General features: G+C 38.4%; 21 protein-coding genes, 1 other RNA gene and 1 other annotated feature. Of the genes, 5 read left to right on the forward strand and 17 right to left on the reverse strand.

The features are described from left to right. Positions 1-22: 22 nt before the first annotated feature. Entirely contained in the window at positions 23-2455 is a 2433-nt protein-coding gene (recD2, locus tag ACIQVU_RS11485; RefSeq protein WP_402895607.1) for an SF1B family DNA helicase RecD2, read from the reverse strand. Positions 2456-2646: 191 nt separating this feature from the next. Between recD2 and hisA the strand changes: the two genes are divergently transcribed. From hisA to ACIQVU_RS11500, 3 genes are all read left to right on the forward strand, one after another. After that, a complete protein-coding gene (hisA, locus tag ACIQVU_RS11490) occupies positions 2647-3414 on the forward strand; it encodes a phosphoribosylformimino-5-aminoimidazole carboxamide ribotide isomerase (protein WP_340808596.1) in 768 nt (255 codons plus the stop codon). Continuing rightward, on the forward strand, positions 3411-3698 hold the full coding sequence (locus tag ACIQVU_RS11495; protein ID WP_340806636.1) for a hypothetical protein: 288 nt from the start codon (positions 3411-3413) through the stop codon (positions 3696-3698). Before hisA ends, ACIQVU_RS11495 begins: the two co-directional genes overlap by 4 nt. Positions 3699-3902: 204 nt before the next feature. Continuing rightward, positions 3903-4625, forward strand: a complete 723-nt coding sequence (locus tag ACIQVU_RS11500) for a GTP pyrophosphokinase (protein WP_340806637.1) — start codon at positions 3903-3905, stop codon at positions 4623-4625. Positions 4626-4768: 143 nt separating this feature from the next. Here the strand turns inward: ACIQVU_RS11500 and ACIQVU_RS11505 are convergent, their stop codons facing one another. The 5 genes from ACIQVU_RS11505 to cymR form a co-directional block, all read right to left on the reverse strand. Then, positions 4769-6211, reverse strand: coding sequence for a DHA2 family efflux MFS transporter permease subunit (locus tag ACIQVU_RS11505; RefSeq protein ID WP_340806639.1), 1443 nt, complete (start codon positions 6209-6211; stop codon positions 4769-4771). A gap of 164 nt (positions 6212-6375) precedes the next feature. Further along, a complete protein-coding gene (locus ACIQVU_RS11510) occupies positions 6376-7035 on the reverse strand; it encodes a tetratricopeptide repeat protein (protein WP_340806640.1) in 660 nt (219 codons plus the stop codon). A 63-nt stretch (positions 7036-7098) separates the two neighbouring features. After that, positions 7099-8223 carry a tRNA 2-thiouridine(34) synthase MnmA gene (gene mnmA, locus ACIQVU_RS11515; RefSeq protein ID WP_340806641.1) on the reverse strand — a complete coding sequence of 375 codons (1125 nt, stop codon included), beginning with the start codon at positions 8221-8223 and terminating at the stop codon, positions 7099-7101. A 44-nt stretch (positions 8224-8267) separates the two neighbouring features. Then, complete coding sequence (locus ACIQVU_RS11520) at positions 8268-9416, reverse strand: cysteine desulfurase family protein (protein ID WP_340806642.1); 1149 nt, start codon at positions 9414-9416, stop codon at positions 8268-8270. Between the two features lie 90 nt (positions 9417-9506). Beyond that, positions 9507-9926, reverse strand: coding sequence for a cysteine metabolism transcriptional regulator CymR (gene cymR, locus ACIQVU_RS11525; RefSeq protein ID WP_004226809.1), 420 nt, complete (start codon positions 9924-9926; stop codon positions 9507-9509). Positions 9927-10084: 158 nt separating this feature from the next. Here cymR and ACIQVU_RS11530 point away from each other — a divergent pair, with 158 nt between their 5' ends. Beyond that, entirely contained in the window at positions 10085-11368 is a 1284-nt protein-coding gene (locus ACIQVU_RS11530) for a replication-associated recombination protein A (protein ID WP_340806643.1), read from the forward strand. A gap of 62 nt (positions 11369-11430) precedes the next feature. On the opposite strand, the gene ACIQVU_RS11535 is transcribed toward ACIQVU_RS11530, so the two are convergent. The 10 genes from ACIQVU_RS11535 to hisS form a co-directional block, all read right to left on the reverse strand. Then, positions 11431-12147 carry a hypothetical protein gene (locus tag ACIQVU_RS11535; RefSeq protein WP_340806645.1) on the reverse strand — a complete coding sequence of 239 codons (717 nt, stop codon included), beginning with the start codon at positions 12145-12147 and terminating at the stop codon, positions 11431-11433. Between the two features lie 330 nt (positions 12148-12477). Further along, positions 12478-12996 carry a hypothetical protein gene (locus ACIQVU_RS11540; protein ID WP_340806646.1) on the reverse strand — a complete coding sequence of 173 codons (519 nt, stop codon included), beginning with the start codon at positions 12994-12996 and terminating at the stop codon, positions 12478-12480. Positions 12997-13201: 205 nt separating this feature from the next. Then, on the reverse strand, positions 13202-13588 hold the full coding sequence (locus tag ACIQVU_RS11545; RefSeq protein WP_340806647.1) for a hypothetical protein: 387 nt from the start codon (positions 13586-13588) through the stop codon (positions 13202-13204). A gap of 89 nt (positions 13589-13677) precedes the next feature. After that, positions 13678-14439 (reverse strand): tRNA threonylcarbamoyladenosine dehydratase, encoded by a 762-nt coding sequence (locus ACIQVU_RS11550; protein ID WP_340806648.1) that lies wholly within the window; start codon positions 14437-14439, stop codon positions 13678-13680. A 250-nt stretch (positions 14440-14689) separates the two neighbouring features. Beyond that, complete coding sequence (locus ACIQVU_RS11555) at positions 14690-14959, reverse strand: HPr family phosphocarrier protein (protein WP_340806650.1); 270 nt, start codon at positions 14957-14959, stop codon at positions 14690-14692. 17 nt (positions 14960-14976) lie between these two features. Next, positions 14977-15696, reverse strand: a complete 720-nt coding sequence (locus tag ACIQVU_RS11560; RefSeq protein ID WP_340806652.1) for a sugar isomerase domain-containing protein — start codon at positions 15694-15696, stop codon at positions 14977-14979. 4 nt (positions 15697-15700) lie between these two features. Then, entirely contained in the window at positions 15701-16423 is a 723-nt protein-coding gene (locus tag ACIQVU_RS11565) for a GntR family transcriptional regulator (RefSeq protein WP_402895622.1), read from the reverse strand. Positions 16424-16642: 219 nt separating this feature from the next. Continuing rightward, positions 16643-16841, reverse strand: a non-coding RNA gene (gene ssrS, locus ACIQVU_RS11570) — 6S RNA. Positions 16842-16979: 138 nt separating this feature from the next. Next, a complete protein-coding gene (gene aspS, locus ACIQVU_RS11575) occupies positions 16980-18749 on the reverse strand; it encodes an aspartate--tRNA ligase (protein ID WP_340806655.1) in 1770 nt (589 codons plus the stop codon). A 33-nt stretch (positions 18750-18782) separates the two neighbouring features. After that, on the reverse strand, positions 18783-20051 hold the full coding sequence (gene hisS, locus ACIQVU_RS11580) for a histidine--tRNA ligase (protein ID WP_340806657.1): 1269 nt from the start codon (positions 20049-20051) through the stop codon (positions 18783-18785). 215 nt (positions 20052-20266) lie between these two features. After that, positions 20267-20509 (reverse strand) — a binding site (T-box leader). Between the two features lie 164 nt (positions 20510-20673). Between hisS and ACIQVU_RS11585 the strand changes: the two genes are divergently transcribed. Further along, positions 20674-22266, forward strand: coding sequence for an N-acetylmuramoyl-L-alanine amidase family protein (locus ACIQVU_RS11585; RefSeq protein ID WP_340806659.1), 1593 nt, complete (start codon positions 20674-20676; stop codon positions 22264-22266). On the opposite strand, the gene ACIQVU_RS11590 is transcribed toward ACIQVU_RS11585, so the two are convergent. Further along, a partial coding sequence (locus ACIQVU_RS11590; protein WP_402895618.1) for a hypothetical protein occupies positions 22245-22443 on the reverse strand: 199 nt, incomplete at its 5' end. The genes ACIQVU_RS11585 and ACIQVU_RS11590 overlap by 22 nt on opposite strands.

Raw genomic sequence — 22443 nt, forward strand, 5'->3', positions numbered from 1 at the left:
TCGGGTTTATCTTAAAACAATGTTAGTCATCTAAAAAATCATAGGGTGATACATGATCCATACCAATCATTGGATGAATAGAAGGGGCAGTTTCGACAGTAAGCCTATAGTCCGCGGATGCTGGCTCCTTTCGATCTATACCCTCTACAGCAATAGCCTCTACTGTCACTACCTCTTCCGTTATATCCATTGGATTGAGTCGTGCACGCAAGGATGTAAAGCGCTGAAGGTCATCTGTACGCTGTAAGCCATCTGCCAGCACATCAGGCTCCCCACATAAAATCAAGAAATTTTTCGCTCTTGTAATACCTGTATATAAAAGATTGCGGCGTAGCATTTTCGAATAGCCTCTGACAACAGGCATAATCACAGTCTGAAACTCAGAGCCCTGCGATTTATGGATAGAGCAGCAATAAGCGAGTGTTAGCTGATTCAAATCACTGCGCTGGTAAGTAACCTCGATGCCATCAAAGGATACAACAAGTAAATCCTGCTTCTCAATCGTTTCTTTGGCTTTAATAATACTAACAACTTCTCCCATATCTCCATTAAAAACATTGCTTTCTGGCTGATTGACAAGCTGTAGCACTTTGTCTTTGATGCGATAGGTTGTATCGCCAAAAATAAGCTCTTTGCGTGTACCTGTATCATTAGGATTAATCAGCTCTTGAATCATTTTATTTAAATTATCAATGCCAGCTGGTCCCTTATACATAGGCGCAAGCACTTGAATATTACGAATTTCTTGTCCTTTTGCAACAGCGCTTTTGACCACTTGCGTAACGACATTTGCCACTTGATCGGCTGATGCTTTAATAAATGAACGATCCGTTGTTTTCACCGTTAAATTATTAGGAATCGTACCTTTTTTTATTTGATGGGCTAGTTCAATAATCGTTGAGCCTTCTGCCTGCCTATAAACATCCGTTAATTCAACCGTTGGTAATTGTTGCGATGCTAATAAATCCTTTAGCACCTGCCCAGGACCTACTGGTGGGAGCTGATCTTGATCGCCAACAAAGACAACCTGTACATCCTCATGTAAGGCTTTTAATAGCTGATGGGCAAGCCATGTATCAACCATTGACATCTCATCCACAATAATGAGCTTCCCCGTCACTTCCCGCTCTGTTTCTTCTTCTTTTTCTTGCCCTGTAAAGCCTAGTAAACGATGGATGGTCATTGCAGGAAGCTCTGTTGATTCAGCTAAGCGTTTTGCAGCACGTCCTGTTGGTGCACAAAGAATAATGGGAAAAGGCTGTTCCTTTTGTGCATATTCTTTTGGATTTAATGATAACCCATGCAGCTTTGCATAGACTTCAACAATGCCTCGTACGACCGTTGTTTTCCCAGTGCCAGGTCCACCTGTTAAAATCATTACAGCTGAATTTAATGCCTGCTCAATAGCATTCGCTTGTGTTTCAGCGTAGGTGACATTGAGTAGCTCCTCTGTTTCACCAATTGCTTTGCGAATTTCATCCTTACTAAAATGTTCTGCCTTCCGATTCCGTTCAATAAGCGTTATTATTTTGGATGCAATACCTACCTCTGAAAAATAAAGAGAGGGTAAATACAATCTTGTTTCTTCGCCGCATATCTTGCCTTCCTCTCGTAGCTCAATACATGCCTGTGAAATAGCCTCAAATGGAATTTCCTGCTGTTGACTTTGCTCCAGCATTTCTTTCACAAGAGGTAAAACATGTTCTGCATCCAAATAAACATGTCCATCCGATAAAGCGGCTGTATTTAATATATGCAAAATAGCTGCCTTGACACGATCAGGATGATTTCCTGTAATCCCCAACTTCGCTCCTAGCTCATCTGCTCGAAAGAAGCCAATCCCTTCAATATCTTCAATAAGACGATATGGATTTTCCATCAGTAGCTCTATTGCCTCTGTACGATAGGTTTGATAAATTTTCATGCCAAGCTGTGGACCAAAGCCCCACTCATTGAGCTGAATCATAACACGCTCTAAACCAAGATTTTGCTCAATCGTGCTACGAATCACTTCTTTTTTCTCTGCTGATAAGCGTGGCACAGCATCTAATGCATTAGGGTCCTCCAAAATTAGCCTTAATGCATTGGCTCCAAGCTTATCAACAATTGTTTCGGCTGTCTTTTTACCAATGCCAACAAATAAATCACTCGATAAATAATGGACAATCCCTTGCTCAGTTGCTGGTACTTCCTTTGTAAATGTTTCAATTTGAAATTGCACACCATATTTGGGATGCTGTTTTAAGTTACCTGTAAAACGGTATTGCTCATCCATTTGTAGCGGTGGAAAATAACCAACAACAATTATTTCTTTATCTTCATATTGCAAATTTGTTTCTTGAATTTTCACACGCACAATCGAATACATATTTTGTGCATTATGAAAGATGGAAACAATTGGACGTCCGAGTATAAAAAACTTATTAATTTCAAATAAATCGAATTGGTCTGTCATGTTCGGTTCGTCCTTTCGTATCATTTTCAATCCTTTTATTTTACCATAGGCTTTACAAAATAGTGGTGTGAAAAATATTTTCGCTCTATTATCCTCAGATTATTTCGATAAATGACAATTCTCTGCTTTTATAATTCTTTCCATGCTATGATAAAATAAATAAGAATTTGCATGGAAGGATTGTGGAGCAATTGGAATTTAGACCTTGCATCGATTTACACGATGGCAAAGTAAAACAAATTGTTGGAAGTACGCTCGGTTATACAAACCAAGCAGTCGTGGAAAATTTTATTTCTAATTATGATGCTAGCTATTATGCTCAAATGTTTGCAAACGATCAGTTAACAGGTGGACATGTAATTATGCTTGGTTCAGGTAATGAGGAAGCTGCTCTATCTGCCTTAGCCGCCTATCCCCAAGGCCTCCAAATTGGTGGTGGTATTACAACTGAAAATGCACAGCGCTATATTGATGCAGGTGCTTCACATGTTATTGTCACTTCCTATATTTTTCATGATGGTCAGCTAGATATAGCGCGTTTACAGCAACTATGCCAGCTAATTGGCAAAGAACATCTGGTGATTGATTTAAGCTGTAAAATGCGGGACGGCAAGTGGTTTGTCATGACTGATAAATGGACAAAATTTAGTAATTTCGAAGTAAATGCTGACTCCATTGCCTATATTGAAAATTTTTGTGATGAATTGTTGATTCATGCGGTAGATGTGGAAGGAAAAAAGGGTGGCATGCAAGAAAGCTTAGTGCATGATTTAGCTGCTTGGACATCGATCCCCACAACCTATGCAGGCGGTGTGCGTTCACTGGAGGATTTAGAAAAATTTCATGAGTTAGCACAGGGTAAGCTTCATGTTACAATTGGTAGTGCTCTCTCCATTTTTGGTGGAGATTTACCTTATACAGATGTAGTGGAATATTGTAAAAAAGGCGGGATACTATGAATCTGATTTATAAAGACTATGTTTTTCCTTTTCAAGAAACAAATTTAGAGCGCATTATTGATGGCAAGTATTTTAAAGTAAATAAAAAAGATGACTCCCTTGCTATACAAATTCAGCTTGATAATGAGCAAATGCTGTTGGAGTTTTCTAAATCGTTAAAAGCAACATGTGGCTTGTTACGCGATCAAGAAACAGAACCTTATATTGAAACATCTATTGATTTACAAATATTTGTGGAGGAATTTAATAAACGCTATAACTTAAATGCTAAAATTATTGCTTAAAGCAAAGGGCTACCTTCTCCCTTTGCTTCCTCCTCTCCTTTTTAACCGAAACCTTTTCCTCATGAATATAGTTATATAAAGGACATCTCCTTATTAAATCATATAAAATTTTCCAATTTTCAGCTAATTTATTGCGATTTATAGCATCTCTACATACAATAAAATTAAGAAGAGATATGCTTAGAGGAAAGGATGAATCAATCAATGAAAACCGAACATGAGGTAGCATCTTTCGCATCCGTTCAAACAGAACTAACTCGCTTCTTTTTAGCTTATAAATTTGCTTTACAAGAAGTGGAAACAAAAATTAATATTTTACAAGAAGAATTTAAGCTTATTCATGAATACAATCCAATCGAGCATGTTTCAACACGTATGAAATCACCTAAAAGTATTCTAGCTAAAATTATGAAAAGAGGCATTCATCCATCACTAGAAGCTGTTCGCGAAAATATTCGTGATATAGCAGGCGCTCGTATTACATGTTCCTTTGTAGAAGATATTTATAAAGTTAGTGCTATGTTACAGGCACAAAATGATATTGAAATTGTAGAGATCAAAGACTATATTGCCAATCCAAAAGAAAATGGCTATCAAAGCTTACACCTGATTATAAAAGTCCCAATTTTTATGTCTGATCGCATGGAAAAGGTGTACACAGAAATTCAAATTCGCACCATTGCCATGGATTTTTGGGCAAGCCTTGAGCATAAAATTTATTATAAATACAACAAAGAAGTACCAGAGCATATTCGTAGAGAACTAAAGGAAGCCGCTCTACAAGCAGCGGAACTGGATCGTAAAATGGAACGACTAAATAAGGAAATTAATATTTTAAAGGAAAATGAAGCTGAATCAACTGTCCTAGACAGCACCCCCATATCCCATCTGGCTAAATATTTAACACAGCTACCGATTGATAGATAAAGCCATTACGCTGGGGCGTAATGGCTTTCAGATTTTTCGAGTTCACTCGAAAAGCTTCTCTCCAAAATTCGCCTTACTATATGCAAAAAAGCACAAACCATAAAACAAGGGTTTGTGCTTTTTTTGCAGAAGTTATGCAGATTCTACCTAAGCTCTTTCGATTTTGTGGCGATAAAGAAGGAGAAAATAAGAGCACAAATGGCAAATACAAAAGCTGTAATATAAACATAGCTAACACCATTCGCAATCGTTTCCTTTAAAAAGCTTACTTCGTCAATGCTAAAGCCGCCTTTCGCGAATTCACCATTTAATTGAATTTCGCCCTTCTCTAAAGAAGCTATTTTTTCACTTGTTGCTAGGTTAAAAATCATCCCAAATAATGCTGCACCTACCGCTTGGCTAAATGTATTTGTAAAAGAATTCAAACCAATGGATATACCAAGCTGCTTTGGATGAGCTACCTTTTGAATAGAAATCATCAGCATCGGCATAATAAAGCCCATACCAAGCCCAATTAATGAAGATCCAATATAAACGCTGTAATCACTAGAGCCTGCAGATAATCTTGCGAGCAAAATCGCTCCTACTATGAGTAAAATCGTCCCCATTTGAATAATGCGCTTATTCGTTAAACGTCCGATTAAATAACCTGCTGTAATGGAGTTGACCGTCCAAAAAACAGACATTGGTGTTAATAATAAACCTGCCTGCGTCGCATTTTTGCCAAGAACACTTTGGGCAAATATTGGAATATAAACAGTTACGCCAATTACAATCGACATAGCACTTAATGTTAATGCATTAATCACCATAAGACGACCATTTTTAAACAACGTTAATGGAATAATTGGCTCCTCTGCTCGAAGCTCCACCCATACAAAAATGCTTAAAAAAACAATGGCAATACCGAACATTAACAGTGATTGGCTTGATAACCAAGCTTGTGTTTTACTATTGTCAATAATCACATATAAAAGGGCCACCATACCAATTGTAAATAATGTCGCACCGAGATAATCAATTTTACGCTTCACGGCCTCTATCTGCTCTTGATAATGTTTAACAATCAAATAAATAGAAGCTAAACCGAATGGTACATTAATAAAAAAGATAAAATGCCATGATACTTGGTCAACAATAAAGCCGCCAAATAACGGTCCGACAACACCCGATACGCCCCATACCATGCTTAAATAGCTTTGTCCTTTTGCTCGTGCTTTTTCAGTCTGGAATAGCTCGCCAACCATTGTTAATGTAATAGGTAAAATCGAACCTGCACCAATTCCCTGAATTGCGCGAAAGACAATTAGTTGCTCCATTGATTGTGCTAAACCACATAACATGGAGCCGATTAAAAAAATAATAATACCTATAATAATCATCCGCTTACGCCCAAATAAATCGGCTAGCTTACCAAAAATAATCGCTGCAATGGCAGAGGCTAATAAGTAAGCAGAATAAATCCAGCTTATTAAGTCTACACCTAATAAATCAGCTGTAATACTTGGAATAGCGGTACTAACAATTGTTCCTTCAATTGCTGCAAGCGCTGTTACCAATAATAGTGCAATAAATACTTTATTCATGTTGTCACCTTGTTCCTTTCCTGCATGTCATACATTAACAAGTTTGAAGAGAAAATAAAAGAGGAAAGAATTGAACCTTCAATTAGTGGAGGTGTCTTACAGCCTATTAATGTGGGATAAAAAACAGCAAGTCCACCAAGTGATACTTGCTGCTTTTTCTATAGTTAGTTAAAACGCTGAGCAATCATATCGTAAATATAACGTGCTTGGTCATATTCAGGTTGTAGTGTAAATGCCTGCTTCAAATGATACATGGCATCCTCTGTTTGCTCCGTGGATACAGCATAAAGCACACCTAAATTATAGTGGGCATCTGCATTATTCCAATCCTGCTCGATTAATAAATCCAGCTCCTTTTTCCCTTCCTGAAACATTTCAAGCGCACATAATACAATGGCATAGGCTAAACGAATTTGTGTATCGTCAGGAGCAAGTTCTACCGCACGCTGTAAATATGGTAGTGCTAATTTTGGATTTTCCATGCGCTCAAAGCATTTTCCCAACATATAATAAACATCTGCACCTTCGATTTGATAGGTTAGTGCTTGTTCATACAGCTTCGCCGCCTCTGCATAACGCTCTGCATTATAATACAAATTAGCTAAGCCATAATAAGCAGTAGCTGCCGTTTCATCAACAGTAATCGCCTTTTGGAAAAAACGCTCTGCACGCTCTGTATCCTCTAACACAGCTAATAAATTCCCAAAATTAATATAGCCAATAGCATTATCAGGCGCTGCTTCGATTGCCTTTGTAAACAATTGGGCAGCATCCTCATAACGCTTTTCTTGAAATGCTTGAATACCTTGTTCATTATAATCCATTTATTTATTCACCTCTATGTAGCGAAAGACTGCTTTTATGCATAAAAGCAGTCTAAACGCAAACTATCCAACATATGTTAGCTTTTCGTTATGTTTAAAGACCTCATCAATTGTGCCGCCACCAAGACATTCTTCTCCATGATAGAGTACAACAGCTTGCCCTGGTGTAATCGCACGTACAGGCTCTGCAAATGTAATATGTGCACGTCCATCTGGTAAAATCTCCACTTCCACAGGTGTATCTGTTTGACGGTAGCGGAATTTTGCTGTACAAGAAAATTTCCCAGGCAATGCTTTTGTTGATGTATAGCTCATTTTAACAGCTGTTAATGAGGAAGAATATAAATACTCATTATGGAAGCCTTGTCCTACAAGAAGAACATTACGCTCTAAATCTTTTCCTAAAACAAACCATGGCTCACCATCTCCACCAATACCAAGACCATGACGTTGACCAAGTGTATAGTACATTAAGCCATCATGCTGCCCCATTACAACACCATCCATGGTTTCCATTTTACCAGGCTGTGCAGGTAAATACTGACTTAAAAATTCTTTAAAATTACGTTCACCAATAAAGCAAATACCTGTTGAATCCTTTTTCTTAGCTGTTGCAAGGCCTGCTTCTTCAGCAATTTTACGCACTTCTTTTTTCTCAATATCACCAATTGGGAACATAACATGTGCTAACTGCTCCTGTGATAGCTGATTTAAGAAATACGTTTGGTCTTTATTATCATCAACACCGCGCAACATTTTGACCTCGCCATCACTGCTACGATCAATACGTGCATAGTGACCTGTTGCTAAATAATCTGCCCCAAGGCTCATGGCATGCTCTAAAAAGGCTTTAAATTTAATCTCTTTATTGCACATCACATCAGGGTTTGGTGTACGTCCCGCCTTATATTCTTCTAAAAAATAGGAGAATACTTTATCCCAATATTGTTTTTCAAAGTTAACAGCATAATATGGAATGCCAATTTGATTACATACTTTGATCACATCATCATAATCTTCTGTTGCTGTACAAACACCATTTTCGTCTGTATCATCCCAGTTTTTCATAAAAATCCCGATTACTTCATACCCTTGTTGTTTTAAAAGATATGCAGCAACTGAGGAATCTACCCCACCCGACATGCCAACGACAACACGAATTTGTGAGGGGTCACGTGTTTCTTTCATTGTGGTCACCTTTTCTTTTATCTAATTGCTATAATACTTTATGATTATTTTTTCGCTAGTCTTTGTACGATTTTAGCCGTTTTTTCAGCTGCCTTTCGTACATCCTCCGTTGTTAAATCCTGCCCAAAGCTAAAGCGAATAGAATTGCGAAGTTCCTCCGCACCCTGACCAAACATCGCAACTAGCACATGGGATGGATCAATGGAGCCTGCTGTGCATGCTGAGCCACTGGATGCACAAATGCCAGCCATATCAAGATTCACTAAAAAGGATTCCACTTCCATGCCTTCAAAGCTAATATTTAAAATATGCGGCAGTGAAGCATCCTGATTTCCATTTATATGGAATGTTAAGTTTTCCTTTGAAAAAACATCAAGCATTATTTGCTTAAAGTGATTGTATAGTGAACGCTTTTCTTCACGCAACTTATTTGCAACTTGCATGGCTGCTGCAAAGCCAATAATAGCAGGAATATTCTCTGTCCCTGCACGGCGTTTCTTCTCTTGTGCGCCCCCTAATGCATAGCTTGCTAAAGGCGTTCCTGCTTTTTGATACAGGAAGCCAATACCTTTAGGACCATTTATTTTATGGGCAGTCACGCTTAATAAATCTACCTGTAATGCAGCTACATCTATGACCTCTAAGCCATAAGCCTGTACCGCATCTGTATGAAATGTAGCTGTATGATCACGTAAAAGCTCGCCAATTTCCGCAATCGGCTGAATAGTGCCAACTTCATTGTTCCCATACATAATCGTCACTAAAATTGTATCTTCACGCAGCGCCTTTTGAACATCGCTGGTAGCTACACGCCCCGTTTTATCCACTGGTAAATATGTTACCTCAAAGCCATCACGTTCAAGTTTTTCACAAGTATGCAACACCGCATGATGCTCAATTTGTGTTGTAATAATATGCTTGCCTTCTTTAGCACGAGCATAGGCAGTTCCTAAAATAGCTGTATTATCAGCCTCTGTACCACCACTTGTAAAGATAATTTCTCCCGCCTTGGCACCAATGGACTGAGCGAATACCTCACGCGCATCATCTAAATATTTACGTGCCTCTCGACCAGCCCCATGAATACTTGAGGCATTGCCAAACACTTGCTGCATTGCCGTCGTCATCGCTTCAATGACTTGCTCATTCATCGGGGATGTGGCTGCATGATCGAGATAAATATATGAATTCATATTGAAAACTCCTTTGAATTAAAAAGCGCTAAAGCTCATATTGCTAAAGACAACATAGCATATTATGAGCAACGCCTTCACTTAAACATTTTAAATATAGAACATGTAGCCTTCCACTACATTTTCCTCCGTATATTGTGCTAAATCTTCAATTGTTGTTGTATCTAACACATTTTTTACAGCATCACGAATGCGTAGCCATAGCTCTCGTTGCGGTGCTTCTTCATTTTCAATACCCTCTACTGGTTGAATTGGTCCCTCTAATACACTAATGACATGTGCTGCTGAGATTTCGCTAGGTGGATTTGCTAGCATATAGCCACCATAAGCACCACGTACGCTTTTTACTAAGCCTGAATTACGAAGCGGTGATACCAATTGCTCTAAATATGCCTCAGAAAGCTCCTTTTCAGCCGCAATTTTACGCAAAGGAATAGGACCTTCCCCGTAATGTTTTGCTAATTCAATCATAATTGTTAGCCCATAACGGCCCTTTGTTGAAATTTTCATTTTATCACCCTCAATTAGTCTAGTCAAAAATACTATCAACAGTATATCATAATCTCCTCTTGAATAACTCGGAAATACACCTCGAAGGATATGATATACTAATAAATGTTGCTTCAATAGCTATATGAGCCGTACAAGAGCTGAAAGGAGAAATGATTGTGCACAATGAACCACTCGCTTTTCGCATGCGTCCCTTAACCCTTGATGAGGTTGTAGGTCATCAGGATTTCATTGGACCCAATACAGCGCTTTATAAAATGATTCATAATGGACATGTACCCTCTATGTTGCTTTATGGTGAACCAGGCATCGGTAAAACATCGATTGCTAATGCCATCGCAGGCAGCTCAAAGCTTCCCTTCTTTGCCCTTAATGCCACACGAGCTGGTAAAAAGGATGTTGAGGATATTGTACAAGAAGCTAGAATCTCAGGAAAAGTCCTGCTGTTTTTAGATGAAATTCATCGCTTCAATAAATTACAGCAAGATACATTACTGCCACATGTTGAAAATGGCTCGATTGTATTAATTGGTGCTACAACAGAAAACCCTTATCATGATGTAAATCCAGCGATTCGTTCACGCTGCGGAGAAATTTATCAGCTAAAGCGACTGACAAAGGACAATATTATTGAGCTGATTCAAAAAGCACTTGCTGATGATAGGCGTGGATTAGGGAAATATCACTTTGGCTTAACAACAGCACAAATCGAGCTAATTGCTGGAGCAGCAAACGGAGATGCACGAAAAGCATTAACATTGCTAGAGTCCATTTACTATGCAAGTGATGAAGTGGACGGTCAAACGGTTGTAGCAGATCATATTATTGAGCATCTAAGTAGCCGAATTGGTGTTTATGGCGATAAAAAGGGCTCACATTTTTATAATCTGCTCTCTGCCTTGCAAAAATCTGTACGTGGTAGTGATACAAACGCTGCCCTATATTACTTAGCACATTTATTAGAAATAGGCGATTTAGTGGCTGTTAGTAGACGCTTACTTGTCATGGCATATGAGGATATTGGGCTTGCGAATCCTACGGTTGGACCTCATGTGTTAGCTGCTGTCCAAGCAGCCGAACGCCTCGGATTACCAGAAGCACGGATACCGCTTGCTAATGCTGTGATTGAAATGTGTCTAGCCTCAAAATCGAATTCAGCCATTGCAGCAATTGATGCAGCCATTGCTGCGATTCATGAAGGCAAAACAGGTGATATTCCTCATCATTTACGTGATGCTCATTACGAAGGGTCAAAAGATTTAGGACATGTCGGCTATCAATATCCACATAATACACCCATCGGCACATTTGGAGGCTGGGTAGACCAGCAATACTTACCAGATGAACTTGAGGGCATAGAATTTTATAAACCTGTTATTGCAGGTGAAGAAAAGCGCATGGCAGGCATCTACGAAAAGCTAAAATCCTTTCATAAAAAGTAACATCGCTTGCAGGAAGTGATGTTACTTTTTATACAAAAAAACAGGATAAGCTGTTTAAGCAATTATCCTGTAAAGCTAGGGTTATTTGTTGTGTAGCGCTCTTGATAAAATCGATTTAATGTTTCTGCTATATTGCGAAGTGAGGGCAAAATTGGTTTTTCCCCACCTTCTTCATTTACTTTATTATGCAAAAATGCAATCAATTTATACGATTGATACAAAAGACTTGTAAATTCTTGTGTATGTTCCCGCACTTCAAAGCGAATAGCTTTAACCGCAACAGCCTGTGCCACTTTTTGCTCTCTTGTTTCAAAACATTGCTCTTGACGTACTTCATCATCACTCACTCGATAGAGCAACCTTAGTGTACTATAGACCTCTTGATTATCACGAAAACGCTCCTTCAGCCACTGCAACACAAATTGTAAAAGAATGACCGCATACATAAAGGAAAGGCATTCGTCACCGCGTGATTTTTTTGCTAAACGTTGGAAATACTCTGCCTGTGTCACTAATTCAAATAAAATTAAACGAACCGGATACAACATGGCATGACCGCTATTGACATATAATTTTTCTCGATCTCTGTACATTGCTAGCCAAATATCCTTTACCAATGAAATGGATTTCCTTGTAGAGAGTGCTAATTGACATTGAATAAGCTGATGCTCAATCGTTGGCTGTAGTAGTCGTTGAAATAAAAGCTCATCTTCCTCACTCACAAGTAATAGTGGTTTTTCCAAATTTGCTACATCTATTTCGATACCATTTACAAGCATTGCCTAGCCCCCTTCATTCCAAGTTTACAGACTCACACTATACAAATTACCTGTTTTTAACTATAATTCGACAAAAAATTATAAATACCTTTTCCAAAACATAGCTTTTTACTTTCTGTACAATCAATTACGCTCCAGTGTAATTGTACCTGTCACCAATGCTTTCGATACATAAAGAATTTGCTAAACCAAGATAAAAAAAGAATCTATGAAACTTCATCCATCCTATTTTTCAACAGCAAATGTTGTAGAAAAACAAAATATCATTGTAGAAGTCATATAGATTCTAAACGTATAAGCTATTTTCAAAGCAAAAGTTGGTTGTATTGTTTACGCAGATATTTCATGATCGACAAATACTTTAAGCTGAAGAAGACATTGCTTTATGTCACCTTGCTGTGCAAGAACTTCATTGCGTATCACTGCCACTTTTTCTTTATCCTCTAGAACTTCCATCATAAGGTCAAAAATAGCCGTTAGTAATTGTTCATTCTCTTCCTGTACAATATTTGGCAGCGAATAGGCAGCTACTTTTAATAAATGCTCCACCTGTTCAGGCGTTTTTTGTAGGGCATTCGATGAATAATAGGTTGCTTCTGCTAAAAAATAGCATAGCTTTGCATAGCAGTCGACGAATAAATGCCAATACGTATTCGCATTCGGTAACTCCCCTGCTCGTTTATCAATATACTCTTTATAAAAAGTTGTTGCTTGTCTATATAAAGGATTTAACTCTCTCATCGCCTTTGGGTAATTATTAGAAGTATCCAAATAATCAAATACAATATCATTCATTTTCTCTTGAAGCTTTACAATATCTAGATGGTCACGAATTACTTGAATTTCCATTTTTCTCACTCTCCCATATCATTTGTTATTTTAACGTCATGGCTATTCACTGAGTAGCTTTGAACATCCCAAACAATTGATTATCCATTGGTATTACTCAAATTATAGCAATAAACCAAATAGATAAGGGAGTACATGAAAAAAATAAGACAATTTCGTGAATTATTAGCATTTTATATACATAACGCGAACTATTTTGATAAAATTATATTTTTTGTACATAGTCGTCAAAAAGACCTAAGTCCTTTGCCTGATCAATGATTTCGAGAATGCTTCCCTGTGCATATTTTATGATGCGCTGTTTTGGACGATAAAAATAGGCTTTGTTCTGTATTAACCATTCATTAAGCGTTATATCACTAGCGGTTTGCTGATTTGTTAATATTCGTTTATGTCGAAGTATATCTGCCATTTGATAAAAACCATCTGATGGCTCATAGGCAGATACATCAAAGTTAAAAATCGGGCTAACAACCTGTCCAATATCAAAAATATGGATCGTTTGCTGCTGTTCATCTATCGCCAACTCTACTGTACTAATTTCATCGAAAAGATTTAAGCCTTTATACTCCATTTGATAAATTTTCTCCATTTACAAACGCCCCCCTTTACAGTGCCCTTATTGTAACATACAAAAAATAGCTGCCTCACAATGAGAAAGGCAACTATTTTTCAATACGATTAACCTTGTACACGTGTAATTTTTACATCTTGTAAAATAGTGTTCACAACCCAGCTTGCCGCAATTAAGCCTGCCACTGAAGGTACAAAGGCATTGGAAGAAGGCGGCATTTTTGCTTTACGAATTGCTGCATCAGGCTTTCCTACATGCTCCACAACATCTGGACGCACAACAATTGGGCTTTCATCTGAAAAGACAACTGTTACACCTTTATGAATTCCTTCTTTGCGTAGCTTTGTACGTATGATTTTAGCTAGAGGGTCTGTATGTGTTTTTGATATATCAGCAATTTGGAAGCGAGTAGGGTCCATTTTATTTGCCGCACCCATACTAGAGATAATCGGGATATTACGCTTTAGACATTCTTTCATAATATGAATTTTATACATCACTGTATCACTAGCATCAATCACATAATCAATGCCTTGTGCAAAAAATTCTTCATATGTTTCTTCTGTGTAAAACATATGCATATCAATCACTTCACATGCTGGATTAATATCGGCAATACGTTCCTTCATAATCGCTGATTTAGACTTACCGATTGTAGAAAGATACGCCACTAATTGTCTATTAACATTGGTAATATCTACATTGTCCTTATCCACTAAAATAATGCGACCGATGCCACTTCTTGCACATGCTTCAGCGGCAAATGACCCAACACCACCTACACCAAGAATGGCTACTGTTGTATTTTTTAATTTCTCAAGCCCCTCTGTTCCTATAGCGAGCTCGTTACGTGAAAATTGATGTAACATCCTGACACTCTCCATCTATGAAATTTTATTAGTAAACCTAGTTAAATGCTAAGATAAAGCAAGCCTATCTTACATTTTCTCAAGGTATTTAGCAAGTAAAAATTTAAAAGGGATAAATAGATTTCTTAGCAAATCCATTTACCCCCATAAGTTCTATTATAATAAATTAAGTAGGTCGTGCCCTCATTTGAGCGCTTGTCCGCTGTTATTGAGCGAAATCTACTCTACATTGAGCAATTTTCTCCAGCAATTAGCATTCTTCTCCGATTGCCTTCGATACGATTAGCTCTGTTACTGTTTGCAATAATTTTTCAGCATCTGGTCCATTAGCTGTAATTTCTACTACACTACCTGGTGTTACTCCTAAGGACATCACACCCATAATAGATTTTAAATTAACAGACCTGTTATTATGCTTTAATTCAACATCACTTTCAAATGGTGTTACGGCAGCTACAAGTAATGCTGCTGGTCTTGCATGAACGCCTTCTGATGTCGTAATTTTATACGTTTTTTTCATTTATAATGCCTCCATTTTCATGTAAATTTAATGCGATGTTGATATTTGGCAATCATCCGTTCATTATAAGATCCATCTGCATCAACATTATTGCTAATAAAGACAGGTAATGCTGTTGATGATTGTGCCATTTGCTCAATAACTTCACTAAACAACGCATTTAATAAAAGCGAGCCAATAACGGTTGAGGCAGGTGCATATTGCATATGATGCCAATGCAATATACCATCACCAATTGGTATATGTGTATTTAGCACAAGGTCAACAACCTCCTCTAAGCGTTGGCCGCTCTGATGGTGTGCTGACTGTTCGCTATAGGCAAGTGATTGCAGGGAGAGGACAAATACGCCTGCATCCTTTGCTAATAATGCCGCATCAATAGGAGCTGCATTTCTTCCTGAGGTTGAAATCACAATACATGTGTCGTGTTCATGAAAGTCAAATTGCTCCTTATACCGTTCAATAATCGTTGGGTCTTTTTCATTTTCAGATGAGGCTAAGGCTCCTGCCTGTAATGTTAAAGGTTCAATAAAAATTGGTCGCACAGGCACTAAACCACCAGCACGATAAAAAGCCTCCTGTGCTAAAAGGTAAGAATGACCACAGCCAAATAATTGAATAATGCCACCCTTCTGAAGGCGTTGTATTATAATTTGTGCTGCTTCCTGAATACAAGCAGCCTCCTGTTTCTTGACAATCTCGATTAACTTTTCGATTTCAGAAAAATATGCATGCATATAATCACCTTTTAATTTCACTTGTAAATTTATAGCGATCCGCTCGGTACGTACTACGCACAAGCTCAAATGGCTTACCGTCTGATAAATAACTAGTCCGTTTAATAATTAACACAGGCGCTGTTGGATGAATTTGCAATAATTTACTATCCTCTTTAGAAACGATGGCTGCCTCCATTTGTTGAATCGCATTGCCAATTTTTTGGTGAGATGCTGTTTCAATTAATGCATAAAGAGAGCCCATTAATTGTTGTTCATCTAATTTTGGATAAATTTTAACAGGAATATACGTTCTTTCAATAGCCATTGGTTGTGCATCAGCATTTCGAATTCGCACAACAAAGAAGACTTCTTCTTTAGGCGATATCATTAAATCCTTTGCAATATCCACTGGCGGCATTATTTTTTCAAAACGCAACACCTTACTGCTCGGCTCCATCCCTCTTGCACGCATATCCTCGGTAAAGCTTGTTAACCCTTGCAATGGCTGCTCTAATTTCGGATTCGCTACATATGTTCCTCTTCCTTTTTCTCGATACAACAAACCGCTATTCACAAGATTTGTAATCGCTTGACGAACAGTCATTCTACTAACATTAAACTGTAATGATAGCTCTCGCTCGGAAGGAATTGTTTCACCAATTCTATATTCCTCTAAATCAATCCGTTGCTTAATAATTTCTTCTATTTGTATATAAATAGGTATAGGAGAATTCTTCTCTACCAACGCTTGCACCATCCTTATTGCCTCATATAATGTTGGTGATAACAATAACGATAAAACGCTATTATAATGAGGGTTTAAAGCGTATTTTAATCTATTCCAATTATAGGCTACTTTCACGAAAATAAAAAGGAATCGCTTGCTATTCTCTCAATTTTTCTGCTTGCAACAATAAAAAAAGAGCTTGCACCTAGCATCGCTCTCTTTTTGCTTATGTATAGGACGAATCCCGATTGTGCCGTAATGCCAAAAAACATTCGTTTTGAACCCGCAATTCGCAGGTGGGTGCCCGCTTTATAGCTTTAAACGTCCCCTTAAATAGGGGCATGTTTGCCGCTACAAAATAAAGGCTCCCGATTCAATAATGTTCGGTCAAAACTGTGAAGTAGCGTTAGCAGTTAGACAAACACATCAGGATTCGTATTACAGATATCATACCATCCCTTTTCTGATAATTCAAACGATTTTCTCTTATAAACTTTGTTTTTTATAAAAACGCAAAAAATACCTAGATTCCCAGCAATTTTTGCTAGAAAATCCAGGTATTTTGTAATATTGATTATTTTCTAAATGCTTTAATTGCCAAGCTTAGCTCACTTAATTGGTCAGGTGATACTTCACTTGGTGCTTCTGTTAGCAAGCAGCTTGCACTTGCTGTTTTCGGAAATGCAATGGTATCACGTAAATTTGTACGACCTGCTAATAGCATCACAAAACGGTCAAGACCAAAAGCAAGGCCCGCATGTGGTGGTACACCATATTCAAACGCCTCTAATAAGAAGCCAAATTGTGCTTGTGCCTCTTCTTCTGAGAAGCCAAGTAATTCAAACATTTTTTCTTGTAGATCACGTTCGTAAATACGTAATGAGCCACCACCAAGTTCGTAGCCGTTTAAGACGATATCATATGCTTGTGCTCGTACTGCTGAAGGATCTGTATCCATTAATGGGATATCTTCATCAAATGGTCGTGTAAATGGATGATGCGCTGCATAGTAGCGTCCATCTTCCTCCGAGTATTCAAATAATGGCCAGTCAGTAATCCATAGGAAAGCAAATTGTGATTCATCGATTAAGTTTAAGTCTTGCCCTAATTTTGTACGAAGTGCTCCCAATGCAGCGGCTACAACAGATGCTTTGTCCGCTACAAATACTAAAATATCGCCAACTTCTGCTCCCATACGTTCAATTAATGCTGTTGTTAATGCTTCATCAAAGAATTTTGCAATTGGGCCATTCAAGCCTTCTTCTGTTACCTTTAACCAAGCAAGACCTTTTGCACCATAGATGCCAACGAATTTTGTTAGCTCGTCCATATCCTTACGAGAATAGTTATCCGCTGCTCCTTTAATATTAATACCTTTTACTTGTTTGCCTTGTGCTACAGTATCCGCAAACACTTTAAAGCTACAGCCATCAAAAATATCATTTAATGCCACTAACTCTAAGCCAAAGCGTACATCTGGCTTATCTGAACCATAACGATCCATCGCCTCTTGATATTTCATGCGCTGGAATGGTGCAGGAATATCAATGCCTTTTACTTCTTTCATAACCGCCTGAATTAAGCGCTCGTTCATTTCTAATACTTCTTCCTGCGTCAAGAAGCTTGTTTCAATATCAACCTGTGTAAACTCTGGCTGACGGTCAGCACGTAAGTCTTCATCACGGAAGCAGCGCGCAATTTGGAAGTATTTTTCAAAGCCAGCAACCATTAATAATTGCTTAAATAATTGAGGTGATTGTGGCAATGCATAAAATTCACCTTCATGAACACGTGATGGCACTAGATAGTCACGAGCGCCCTCTGGTGTAGATTTAGTTAAAATTGGTGTTTCTACCTCTAAAAAGCCTTCGTTTTGTAGGAAGTTACGAATTGTACGCGTAACATCTGAACGCATTTTAAATGTATCGAACATCACTGGACGACGAAGGTCAAGATAACGATATTTTAAACGTAGGTCCTCTGATACATCTGTGCGATCTTCAATTTGGAATGGTGTTGTTTTTGCTGTATTAATGACAACTAATTTTGTCGCTTCTACTTCGATTTTACCATTTGGTACATTTGGATTAATTTGATCCTCAGCGCGAAGCAGCACTGTTCCTTCTACTTCAATCACATATTCATTGCGCACTTTATCCGCTAATGCATGTGCTTCTGCAACATCAGGACTAAACACAACTTGTGTAATACCAGTACGATCACGTAAATCAATAAAAATCAACCCACCAAGGTCACGACGACGCTGCACCCATCCTTTTAATACAACTTTTTCACCCTGTAACGCTTCCGATAGTTCGTTACTAGCATGTGTTCTTGTAGCCATAGTTAATTCCTCCAAAATCTCTTCAATTCGGTTTTATGATTGTTGTAATAGGTAATTTACTAATTCTGAAAATGCAACTTTTTGTTGTTCTCCAGATTCCATCTGTTTCACTGTTGCCGCCTGCTCCTCAAGCTCTGTTTCACCAAGAACAAGCGTATATTTTGCACCTAGGCGGTCTGCAGATTTCATTTGTGCTTTCATTTTACGGTCTAAATAGTCCATTTCTGTCGCAAGACCCTTCGCACGGAATGTACTTGTTAATTCTACAGCCTTTTGTTTCGCTTCATCGCCCATTGCAATAACATAAACATCTAGCCCTGATGCTGTATCTAATTCAACACCCTCTGCTTCAAGTGCTAATAATAAGCGTTCAATACTTAAAGCAAAACCAATCCCCGGTACATCTGGACCACCAATCTCTTGGACTAAGCCATTATAGCGTCCGCCACCACAAAGCGTTGTAATCGCACCAAAGCCTGACGCTGTAGACATAATTTCAAATGTTGTATGATTGTAATAATCAAGCCCTCTTACAAGGTTTGGATCAACCTCATATGTAATGCCAAGTGTATCTAAATATGTTTTTACTTGTGCAAAATAAGCGGCTGATTCTTCAGTCAGGAAGTCTGTTAATGCTGGAGCTGTTTGCATTAATGGATGCTCACGGTCCACCTTACAATCTAAAATACGTAATGGATTTTTCTGTAAACGATTTTGACAATCTGTGCAGAACTCATGGATATGCGGCTCAAAATGTTGTAATAGAGCTGTGCGGTGTGTATCACGTGTCACTTTATCACCAAGGGAGTTAATCACTAATTTTAAATCCTTTAAGCCTACTGATTCATAAATATCCATGGCAAGAGCAATAACTTCTGCATCTATTGCAGGGTCTGCTGAACCAATGGCTTCTACACCAAATTGGACAAACTGACGATAGCGCCCAGCTTGTTGTCGTTCATAGCGGAACATTGGTCCTAAATAAGAAAGTTTTACTGGTTGATCAGGCGCACCAAACATTTTATGCTCGACATAGGCACGTACAACACCTGCTGTATTTTCTGGACGTAATGTTAATGAACGTCCCCCACGATCCTCAAATGTATACATTTCTTTTTGCACAACATCCGTTGTTTCACCAACACCACGTGCAAATAACTCCGTTTGCTCAAAAATAGGTGTACGGATTTCGTTATAACGGTACACACGGCAAATATCACGAATAATTGCTTCAACCTTTTGCCATTTTTCAGACTGCCCCGGCAAAATATCTTGTGTCCCTCGTGGCACTTTAAAACTCATGTAATTCCCTCCTGTATAGATTGCTTATGATGTAGCAGGGGACCTTGGAATTAAGTGACTCTTCACTACTTTTGAGCGAGTTTCCTTTTAAATTTGAGTGGTTCCCCACTGCTTTAGAGCAAATTCTCCCTTGCATTGAGTGGTTCTTTATCACTTTTGAGCGAATGCTCATCCAAATTGAGTGAATCAAAAAAAGCTCCCGTCACCTTGCAATTGCAAGGGACGAGAGCTGTATTAGCTTCCGCGGTTCCACCCTAGTTGACACAAATAATAGCATGTGTCCTCCTCATAATCGGATAACGGCCGATTCCGTTTTTTCCTACTAAGTCATACCTTTCAGAAAAAAGCCTCTCAAGTGTTATTCGCGCTATACGTTTTTGTAGGAAAGATTGCAGCCTAAGTCTTTCCCTCTCTTTTCCAATAGAGGTATACGCTACTTGCTTGGTCATAAGCGATTAATCATTTTTCGATTACTCTTTATGTTAGTCACTAGGTAAGCTAATGTCAACTATTTTTGTATTTTTCATAAAACAGTTACGAAAATAGCAAATTCCATTACCTTTTTACCACGAATTCTCGTATAAAAGCATGATAAAATAACACAAGGAATAGGAGGAATCTGATGAGGAAAAAAATTTTACATAGTATCATTATCTTTATACTCATGGTAACAATTACGTTTCCAAATAAGGGCTATATTCAAAACGCATTTGCTGATACTAGTGACTTGAAAGTAGCTGGGACGATTCTTCATTTACGTGAGGGACCCGGATTATCCTATCCCATTATTACGACGTTAGAAGAAGGTGACCCACTAACCTCTATTGGTCGTGAAGGTGATTGGATTCAAGTAAAAGCTGGGAGCTATGAAGGTTGGGTTGCCTCTTGGCTCACAACATCGACAAATGCTACACAAAGCATTCATAAAACTGTTATCGCACAGGTGGATCGTTTAAATATTCGAACAGAGCCAGACATTTCTTCAGCTGTTCTTGGGCAGCTTTCTACAGGAAATCAAGCAAATCTGCTAAAAGAAAATGATGGCTGGGCTAAAATTGATTGGAATGGGCTAACAGGCTGGGTTTCTAAAGATTATGTAACGATTAACGACAGCTCCCCTGAACAAGAACAAGAGCAAAAACAAGAACCTGAATCCAAAGAGGACACTGTAGAAGTATCTACACCAACTATTAATAAAGATACGACCTTTACCATTTTAGTAGACACCCTCAATGTTCGTAAAAAGCCAGACTTAAATGCTAAAAAAGTTGGCACTGTTACAAAAGGTCAGGCCTTTAAGGTGCTTGCACATGAGCATAATTGGGTACAAATTCAATATGATAAGAAAAAAACAGGATGGGTCTATAGCTTTTATGGTACATTTTCAAATCAGGTAAAAAGCACATCGAAAGCCTCCTCTTCAAAAGAAGTAGAGTCCGTTACAATTATCTACAATGGGACAAACTTGCGTACAGATGCCTCAACAGCCTCTGATGTAGTGGAGCGTGTCGATGCGGGTAAAACCTATCCAATTGTAGGCGTTAAAAATGATTTTTATGAAATACAATTGGATGACGGAACAGCCTTTGTTGCGAATTCGGTTGTCACAACAAGTGCCGATAAAACAACTGTCTCTCAAAAAGAACAGACAACGCCTCGTAAAAAAGGAACATTAAACGGACTAACGATCGTGGTGGATGCTGGTCATGGAGGAAATGACCATGGCACAACGGGTCAACGTGGTACAGAGGAAAAGGATATTACGTTAAAAACAGCCACGCTTCTTGCTTCCAAGTTGAGTGCTGCTGGTGCAAATGTGGTCATGACAAGGGAATCTGATGAATATGTAGCATTAAGAAAGCGTGTATCCATTGCCCATCAATATGAGGCAGATGCATTTATTAGCATTCATTATGATGCAACTGACGATAGCTCAATTAATGGCTTTACTTCCTACTATATGAATAGCAATCAAAAAGGGCTTGCAGAAGCGATTCATGATGGACTTGCTAGTAAGGTTGATTTAAGAGATCGTGGCACACAACAAGGCAATTTTTTAGTGCTACGAGAAAATCGCCAAAAAGCTGTTCTTGTTGAGCTAGGCTTCCTGAGTAATTCAAGTGAGGAACGAGTAATTACAACGGCTAAATTCCGTGAGCAAGCAACACTTGGTCTTTATCAAGGCATTTTAAACTATTTTAATAATGAAGAATAATCAAAAGCTTTCGCACAGATAAACATTTTTGTTGCTGTCGCTTCGCTTTCGCACAGAAAACATTTTGTTGCTGTCGCTTCGCTTTCGCACAGATAAACATTTTTGTTGCTGTCGCTTCGCTTTCGCACAGAAAACATTTTGTTGCTGTCGCTTCGCTTTCGCACAGATAAACATTTT

Source organism: Lysinibacillus sp. NPDC098008, assembly GCF_044760715.1.
Taxonomy (GTDB): Bacteria; Bacillota; Bacilli; order Bacillales_A; family Planococcaceae; genus Lysinibacillus.

What these genes read in the sequence shown, in the direction of transcription:
- recD2 (WP_402895607.1), bottom strand. Translation starts at nt 2,455, where the DNA reads ATGACAGACCAATTCGATTTATTTGAAATTAATAAGTTTTTTATACTC.
- ACIQVU_RS11495 (WP_340806636.1), top strand. Translation starts at nt 3,411, where the DNA reads ATGAATCTGATTTATAAAGACTATGTTTTTCCTTTTCAAGAAACAAAT.
- ACIQVU_RS11500 (WP_340806637.1), top strand. Translation starts at nt 3,903, where the DNA reads ATGAAAACCGAACATGAGGTAGCATCTTTCGCATCCGTTCAAACAGAA.
- ACIQVU_RS11505 (WP_340806639.1), bottom strand. Translation starts at nt 6,211, where the DNA reads ATGAATAAAGTATTTATTGCACTATTATTGGTAACAGCGCTTGCAGCA.
- ACIQVU_RS11510 (WP_340806640.1), bottom strand. Translation starts at nt 7,035, where the DNA reads ATGGATTATAATGAACAAGGTATTCAAGCATTTCAAGAAAAGCGTTAT.
- mnmA (WP_340806641.1), bottom strand. Translation starts at nt 8,223, where the DNA reads ATGAAAGAAACACGTGACCCCTCACAAATTCGTGTTGTCGTTGGCATG.
- ACIQVU_RS11520 (WP_340806642.1), bottom strand. Translation starts at nt 9,416, where the DNA reads ATGAATTCATATATTTATCTCGATCATGCAGCCACATCCCCGATGAAT.
- cymR (WP_004226809.1), bottom strand. Translation starts at nt 9,926, where the DNA reads ATGAAAATTTCAACAAAGGGCCGTTATGGGCTAACAATTATGATTGAA.
- ACIQVU_RS11535 (WP_340806645.1), bottom strand. Translation starts at nt 12,147, where the DNA reads ATGCTTGTAAATGGTATCGAAATAGATGTAGCAAATTTGGAAAAACCA.
- ACIQVU_RS11540 (WP_340806646.1), bottom strand. Translation starts at nt 12,996, where the DNA reads ATGGAAATTCAAGTAATTCGTGACCATCTAGATATTGTAAAGCTTCAA.
- ACIQVU_RS11545 (WP_340806647.1), bottom strand. Translation starts at nt 13,588, where the DNA reads ATGGAGAAAATTTATCAAATGGAGTATAAAGGCTTAAATCTTTTCGAT.
- ACIQVU_RS11550 (WP_340806648.1), bottom strand. Translation starts at nt 14,439, where the DNA reads ATGTTACATCAATTTTCACGTAACGAGCTCGCTATAGGAACAGAGGGG.
- ACIQVU_RS11555 (WP_340806650.1), bottom strand. Translation starts at nt 14,959, where the DNA reads ATGAAAAAAACGTATAAAATTACGACATCAGAAGGCGTTCATGCAAGA.
- ACIQVU_RS11560 (WP_340806652.1), bottom strand. Translation starts at nt 15,696, where the DNA reads ATGCATGCATATTTTTCTGAAATCGAAAAGTTAATCGAGATTGTCAAG.
- aspS (WP_340806655.1), bottom strand. Translation starts at nt 18,749, where the DNA reads ATGGCTACAAGAACACATGCTAGTAACGAACTATCGGAAGCGTTACAG.
- hisS (WP_340806657.1), bottom strand. Translation starts at nt 20,051, where the DNA reads ATGAGTTTTAAAGTGCCACGAGGGACACAAGATATTTTGCCGGGGCAG.
- ACIQVU_RS11585 (WP_340806659.1), top strand. Translation starts at nt 20,674, where the DNA reads ATGAGGAAAAAAATTTTACATAGTATCATTATCTTTATACTCATGGTA.